At 64.9% G+C, this 6,467-nt stretch carries 7 protein-coding genes; 4 read left to right on the top strand and 3 right to left on the bottom strand.

Going from position 1 to position 6,467, the window contains the following annotated elements; genetic code table 11:
• The 4 genes from hisH to hisIE all read left to right on the top strand — a co-directional run.
• Nucleotides 1-476: imidazole glycerol phosphate synthase subunit HisH (gene hisH / locus ABIV12_RS06825; protein WP_348057583.1), on the top strand; the 476-nt coding region annotated here is incomplete at its 5' end.
• Nucleotides 473-1,237 carry a 1-(5-phosphoribosyl)-5-[(5-phosphoribosylamino)methylideneamino] imidazole-4-carboxamide isomerase gene (locus tag ABIV12_RS06820; protein WP_348057581.1) on the top strand — a complete coding sequence of 255 codons (765 nt, stop codon included), beginning with the start codon at nt 473-475 and terminating at the stop codon, nt 1,235-1,237. The genes hisH and ABIV12_RS06820, both read left to right, overlap by 4 nt.
• 25 nt (nt 1,238-1,262) lie before the next feature.
• A complete protein-coding gene (gene hisF, locus ABIV12_RS06815; protein WP_348057579.1) occupies nt 1,263-2,039 on the top strand; it encodes an imidazole glycerol phosphate synthase subunit HisF in 777 nt (258 codons plus the stop codon).
• Nucleotides 2,036-2,644, top strand: coding sequence for a bifunctional phosphoribosyl-AMP cyclohydrolase/phosphoribosyl-ATP diphosphatase HisIE (gene hisIE / locus ABIV12_RS06810; RefSeq protein ID WP_348057577.1), 609 nt, complete (start codon nt 2,036-2,038; stop codon nt 2,642-2,644). Before hisF ends, hisIE begins: the two co-directional genes overlap by 4 nt.
• A 64-nt stretch (nt 2,645-2,708) precedes the next feature.
• On the opposite strand, the gene ABIV12_RS06805 is transcribed toward hisIE, so the two are convergent.
• The 3 genes from ABIV12_RS06805 to ABIV12_RS06795 all read right to left on the bottom strand — a co-directional run.
• A complete protein-coding gene (locus ABIV12_RS06805; RefSeq protein WP_348057575.1) occupies nt 2,709-3,851 on the bottom strand; it encodes a peptidoglycan DD-metalloendopeptidase family protein in 1,143 nt (380 codons plus the stop codon).
• 124 nt (nt 3,852-3,975) lie between these two features.
• Nucleotides 3,976-5,775 carry a Mur ligase family protein gene (locus ABIV12_RS06800; protein ID WP_348057573.1) on the bottom strand — a complete coding sequence of 600 codons (1,800 nt, stop codon included), beginning with the start codon at nt 5,773-5,775 and terminating at the stop codon, nt 3,976-3,978.
• 5 nt (nt 5,776-5,780) lie between these two features.
• Nucleotides 5,781-6,467, bottom strand: a 687-nt coding sequence (locus tag ABIV12_RS06795) for a cyanophycin synthetase (protein ID WP_348057571.1), incomplete at its 5' end; no start/stop codon positions are given.

Here is a 6,467-nt window from a genome sequence, read left to right as displayed (position 1 = left end):
CGCAGGCGATGGCCGGTTTGCGCACGCGCGGGCTCGACCGCGTTCTGCCGACGCTCAAGCAGCCACTGCTGGGCATCTGCCTCGGCATGCAGCTGCTGTTCGAGCATTCGTCGGAGGCAAGCCGCATCGATGCGCCAGATGATTCGTCCGCGCGCAGCACCGACTGTCTCGGCATCCTTTCCGGCCACGTGCAACGTCTTCCGCCTTCACCGAGCTGGCCGCATATGGGCTGGAACCAGATCGTGTCTGATCGTGCGGCGCATCCGCTCCTCGACGGACTCGCTGCGAATGACTGGTACTACTTCGTGCATGGATACGCTGCGCAGGCCGACGTCAGCACGATTGCGTATTGCGACCACGGCTTGCGGTTCTCGGCGGCAATCGCACGCGACAACGTCCATGGCACGCAATTTCATCCGGAGAAATCCGCGGTGGCCGGTCGACGCCTGCTCTCCAATTTCCTCTCGCTGACATGAACATCATTCCCGCCATCGACCTGCGCGATGGGCGCGTCGTACGGCTGCGCCAGGGCGACTTCAACCAGACGCGCGCGTTCGACGAAGATCCGGTTCTTCTTTCCCAGCGCTACGCCAATGCGGGTACCGACTGGTTGCACGTGGTCGACCTCGACGGCGCGCGCGCTGGCAAGCCGACCCAGCTCGATGCGTTGTCGCGTATCGCGATCCAGGCCTCGCACCTGCAAGCAGGCGGCGGCGTCCGCACCCGTGAAGACGTGCAACGCGTGCTGGACGCCGGTGTGTCGCGTGTCGTCGTCGGCAGCGTTGCAGTGCGCGAGCCGGACACCTTTTCCGATTGGCTCAAAGAGTTCGGCGCCGAGCGGCTCTGTCTCGCGCTCGATCTTCGCCGAGGCAACGATGGCCGCTGGCGACCAGCCGTCGATGCATGGCAGGGTGAGAGCGATGCCGATTTCACCGCGCTGCTCGACCAGTTCTTTACCGCGGGACTTCGTCATGTGCTCACCACCGATATTGCGCAGGACGGCATGGCGGCTGGACCGAACCTCACGCTCTACCGGGAACTCGCATCGCGCTGGCCGTCGTTCGCATGGATCGCGTCGGGCGGCGTGCGCAATCGCACCGACGTCGATGCGCTGGCAGCAACCGGGGTCCACGCGTGCGTCGCCGGAACCGCATTGCTCGAAGGAACGCTCGATCTCGCCGCAGTGCGCGAGTATCAGAAACCGGGCGCGGTCCCGGTCACGAGCATTTCCCTGTGAGCCCTATTTCTGCGAAGGAAACCGAATGCTCGCGCGCCGCCTGATCCCCTGCCTCGATGTCGCCAACGGCATGGTCGTCAAGGGCGTGCAGTTCCGCGACCATCGTGTCGTCGGCGACATCGTCGACTTGGCCCGGCGGTACGCGGACGAAGGCGCCGACGAACTCGTGTTTTACGACATCACCGCAAGCCCTGAAGAACGTCGTGTGGATGCGGTCTGGGTCGATCGCGTCGCACGCGAACTCGACATCCCGTTCTGCGTCGCCGGCGGAATCCGCTCGGTCGCGGACGCCGAACAGGTGCTTGCGGCCGGTGCGGACAAGATCTCGATCAACAGTCCCGCCCTCGCGCGCCCCGATCTCATCGGCGAACTCGCCGATCGCTTCGGCAGCCAGTGCGTGGTGATCGGCATCGATGTCGATGCGCGCGACGACGACCCGGAACATGCGTTGGTGATCGCAAACAGTGGCAGGCCCGAGATGGCGAGTGACAGCGGTCGCAACCTTCTGGCATGGGTACGCGAGGTCGCGCAGCGTGGTGCCGGTGAGATCGTGCTCAACACGATCCGCAACGACGGTGTGCGCGGCGGCTACGCGCATGCGCAACTCGCGGCCGTCCGCGCCGCAACGACGTTGCCGCTGGTCGCGTCGGGTGGCGCCGGCAAGCCCGAACATTTCGCGGGCGTGTTCGAACAGTGCGGCGTCGATGCGGCGCTCGCGGCGAGCGTGTTCCACAGTGGCGAGATCCGCGTGAGCGATCTGAAGGTCTATCTCGCCGCGCGCGGCATCGTGGTGCGCCAGTGAGTGCCGCACTCCCCGACACGCTGGACTGGGCCAAGGGCGACGGATTGCTGCCGCTGATCGTGCAGCATGCACATGATGGTCGCGTGCTGATGCTCGGTTACACGAATCGCGATGCGCTTGAACACACGCTTGCAACGCACGAAGTGCATTTCTGGTCGCGATCGAAGCAGCGGCTGTGGCGCAAGGGTGAGACGTCGGGCGATGTGCTGAAGCTCGTGTCGGTTGTCTCCGATTGCGACAACGACACGTTGCTGTGCCAGGCGATTCCGGCAGGGCCGACCTGCCATCGCGGCACGCCCAGCTGCTTCGATGGCGCAGCGCCTGCACATCCGTGGCTCAATGAACTCGAAGCACTGATCGCGTCGCGCGAGGGCGAGGATCCGTCGTCGAGTTACGTTGCGAAGTTGCTGGCCGACAAACCGTCGCGACGTGCGCAAAAGGTGGGCGAGGAAGGCGTCGAGGTCGCGCTTGCCGTGGTCGCCGGTGAGCGCGACGAATTGCGCGGGGAAGCGGCGGACTTGCTGTTTCATCTACTGGTCGTCTTGCGGGGGGCGAAGATGACGCTGGCCGACGTCGTGGGAGAACTGGCTGCACGGCATCGCTAGGATTTTCGTCTTCCGGACGTCCGTCGGCGCGCGAACAACGCCGACGATGGAAAGCACGGAAGAGTCATCCGTCAAATCCGTTCGCAAAGATCACGTCACCGACGGTGAAGTCGTGGTTGTATGTCACGCCCTCGTACGTCGCGCGGAAATGCCATAGCCCCGTCGGAGCGTCGCCCGGCAACGTGTAGTTCCAATACCAGTACGCCGCCGGATAGTAAGGGACGGATGTGTACTCGGACATGCGAAAGGTCCACGACGCGAACGCGCTTCCATCGGGCCGCACAACCGTGAACGCGGTTTGCTGTGGCCCCAGCTGGTCGCGATAGTACGCGGCGAAATAGGCCATCGCTCCCGGCGCGTAGTGATCGGTGAGGTTCGGCGTCTCGTCGACTGGATTCGGACAATTCACACCGTGGTCGTCGGGCAGTGCGGTGTGGGTGCCGAGCTTGTTGATCGCCGAATCATAATATGGACGCTGTTGCGCCCACAGCGACGGCGCCGCGTTGCAGGCGCCGTTGAACGGTTCGAGGATCGTGTAGTTGCTGACGGCCGAATGGTTCTCGAAGTGCAGGTGGGGCCCGCTCGAAAAACCGGCGCTGCCAACCGTGCCGAGGAATTCGCCCGTGGCGACCGTCGCGCCGATCGGTTTGCCGGTTTGCGACTGCTTCTTCATGTGGCCATACCACGCGACCGAGCCATCCGTGTGTTGCACGTAGACCGCGTTCCAATCGTCCGAATAATTGTTCGGACAACTGCGGTCATCGTTGCCGTCCACCTTGCCGATGATCGTGCCGGGCGCCGCCGCGACGATCTCGACGCTCTGCTGGTCCATCATCAGCCATGGAAAGGGCCACAGGAAAATATCGATGCCGGCGTGGTTGTAGCCACCCGCCTGGTCGTACGTGCGTGCACCACAGTTCCAATCAAGCAGGTGATTCGGAAACGTCGGATCAAGATCGACGAAATTGGAAATGCCGTGGTAGTCGAAATCGGTGTACCCCGCCTTGCTGCGCAAAGGCCACTGCAGGCCACCTTGCGTCGGCGCGAGCAGAGGAGGCACCGACTGCAGCCGACCGTCGCGCTCGAGTCGGGCCACGTTGCGCTGAAGTTCGGCGTCGATGCGTGCGCGCTGCGCGTCGCTCAACTCGTCGCTCGCGGGGTGCGGCACGCCGCCACCGCCCGCAGGCGGCATCGCTGATGCGAGCATTGGCAACAAAGCCAAAAGGATGGCGCAGACTCGCATGATCATTCTCCCCGGACGTTGATGCAGATGGTTACGTCAAAGGATGACGGATCCCGCCATCGTCCACGCGACCTCCATGCAACGCGGGCTATTCCAGCGGAACCGGCGATCCAGCCATCCAGCCGCGCTGCTGCATGCCGTCAAGCAGGCGTCCGATTGCCGGCTTGACCGACGTGCCGTGGATCGGCAACACGACCACGTCGCCGGCCCGTGCCCACCCCAGCAACTGCCGCACCGCCTCCAGTTCATCGAGCGTCTGCACGACTGCAGCACCGACGACGCCGTGTCGAGCCAGTTCGTCCTGCAACAGATCTGGCACTTCCCCTTCGCGCCGCCCGCGCAGCATGCCGCCCATGTCCTTGAGCACCACGCGGTCGGGTCGAAACCGTGCGGCCGCGGCGGCCAATTCGCGGATGTCCGCGTCCTCGCGATTGCCCGCCTGGCCCAGCAGCAGGCCGAGTCTGCCCACGGAGTCCTTCGTCGCGACACCGAGCAATCCACGCAATCCATCCGGGTTGTGCGCGTAATCGACGAAGACGGACAGACCGCCGAACGACCAGTGCTGCAGGCGGCCGGGATTGTCATCGCGCGACGTTCCGAACCGCAGCAGCACGCGGGCAATCGTGGATGCATCGACGCCAAGCGCCATGGCAGCGAGCGCCGCCGCGGCAATGTTCGCGATGTTGTAGAGCGCCGACCCGTCGAAGGTGAGTGGCATGTCGGTGACCGCACCGAGGTCGTGGTCGACCTCTGCGTGCTGCCAGTGCAGGTGCCCGTCACGGACGCCGCATGTCGTTCCACTCTCGGCACGCCTTGCCACGAGCAGCGGAGCATCGGCATCGAATGCGAACCAGTGAATCTGCCCGGCGATCGGCGCGGCGTGCCGGACCAGCAGTGCATCGTCGGCATTCAGCACCAGGACGTCGCGTGCTCCCAGCGTCCGGGCGACGGCCAGCTTCACTGCTGCGAGGTCGCCGAGATCGTGGACGCCGTACTCTCCGAAATGATCGTCGCTGACGTTGGTGACGATGGCGACATTCGCGTGTTGCACGGCAATGCCCCGGCGCAGCATGCCGCCGCGCGCTGTTTCAAGCACCGCCATCTCGACGCCGGGCGTGCGCAATGCGATACGCGCGCCGGCAGGGCCCGAAAAGTCGCCGGCATCAAGCGTCGTCGATTCGACGAACACGCCATCCGTGCACGTGTACGCGGTGCGCCATCCGTGCGCCTGCGTCATCGCCGCAAGCAGGCGCGTGGTCGTGGTCTTGCCGTTCGATCCGGTCACCAGAGCGATCGGAGCATCGTGCAATGCGCTCCAATCCACCTGCTGCGGATCAGGCACATCGCCCAGCGACCACGTGCGTGCGCCATCGCCGACACCCGCCGAGATCGTGTCCTCGTCGATCAACACGGTGAGGTGATGCGCGCGTGCGACCTCCGCCAAAGCGACGAGCGGCGCATTGCGCTCACTGAGCGAGTAGGCGCGCAAGGTATGCATGGCGCAGTCGTCGTCCCATGCGGCCGGGTGTCCTGGCGCGTGGAGCCGCATGTTCTGTCCACCGTCGGCGACCAGCGGACGTCCGCGCGGGACAGACGATGGCACGCAGGCGGCCAGCAACGCCCACTCATTGATTTCCGTTGCCGTGAACAACTGGTCAAGCGGCGCGGTGATCGCGAGGGACGCATCGCGCGCGTGGACGCGTGCGACCGACTGTCCCGGTGGCCAACCCAGTTCGTCGCGAACGCGATTCACGCGCGCGCGCCATGCGCCGATCAGCTGTGCATCGATGCCGATGCCGACAGTTTCCAGTGCTGCACCGACGTCGGAGAAATACGGGTTGAATCCGGTGAGGCGGCGCGAACTCTCGAATGGCAGAACGTCCGGCACGGCGTTCAGTCGTCACCTTCCCGCGAGAGGTGAATGCCGCGATCGTCACGCACGACGCCCCCAAGCGCAGCAAAGCTCGCTTCGTCGAACAACGGTTCCTCGATCGCGTTCGGCGACGCGATTGGCGTCGGTGGCGGCGCCTCGGAGAGGCCCTCGGGACGGAACTTGATGATCTGCTTCCACGAGCGCACCAGCGCATCCGCAAACACCAGCAGCAGATCCCCCGGGCGTCCCATGCGCAGCGCGGCATCGATCGCTTCCTGTTCGTCAGGGATGATCGAGACCGCCGACTCGGCTACGCCTGCCGCAATCAGCGCTTTTGACATGATGCCAGGCACTTCGTCGCCGTCGCGGCCACGCAAGCCATCGTCGCGACGGCAGATGTAGTGATCAAAGCGTCCTGCAACGGCGCCGGCGATCGCAACCAGATCTTCATCGCGACGATCGCCGGGTCCTGCGAGCACCACGATACGGCGACCCGTGACATCGAGGCGCTGCGCGAGATCGGCCATCACGGAGACCGCGTGCGCGTTGTGGCCGTAGTCGAACAGCACCTTGAACGGATGTTCGTTGAACACGTTCATCCGGCCCGGCGCCTGATAGAACGTGGTGTCGAACGTGCGCAAGCCCTGGCGGATCGCATCGAGCTTGATGCCGAGCGCGAACGCCATCGCAGCGGCGAACATCGCGTT

The sequence above is a fragment of the Dokdonella sp. genome (genome assembly GCF_039926425.1).
Lineage (GTDB): Bacteria > Pseudomonadota > Gammaproteobacteria > Xanthomonadales > Rhodanobacteraceae > Dokdonella_A.
The sequence above is the reverse complement of the archived record's forward strand: the minus strand, read 5'-3'. Positions and strand labels throughout refer to the sequence as shown.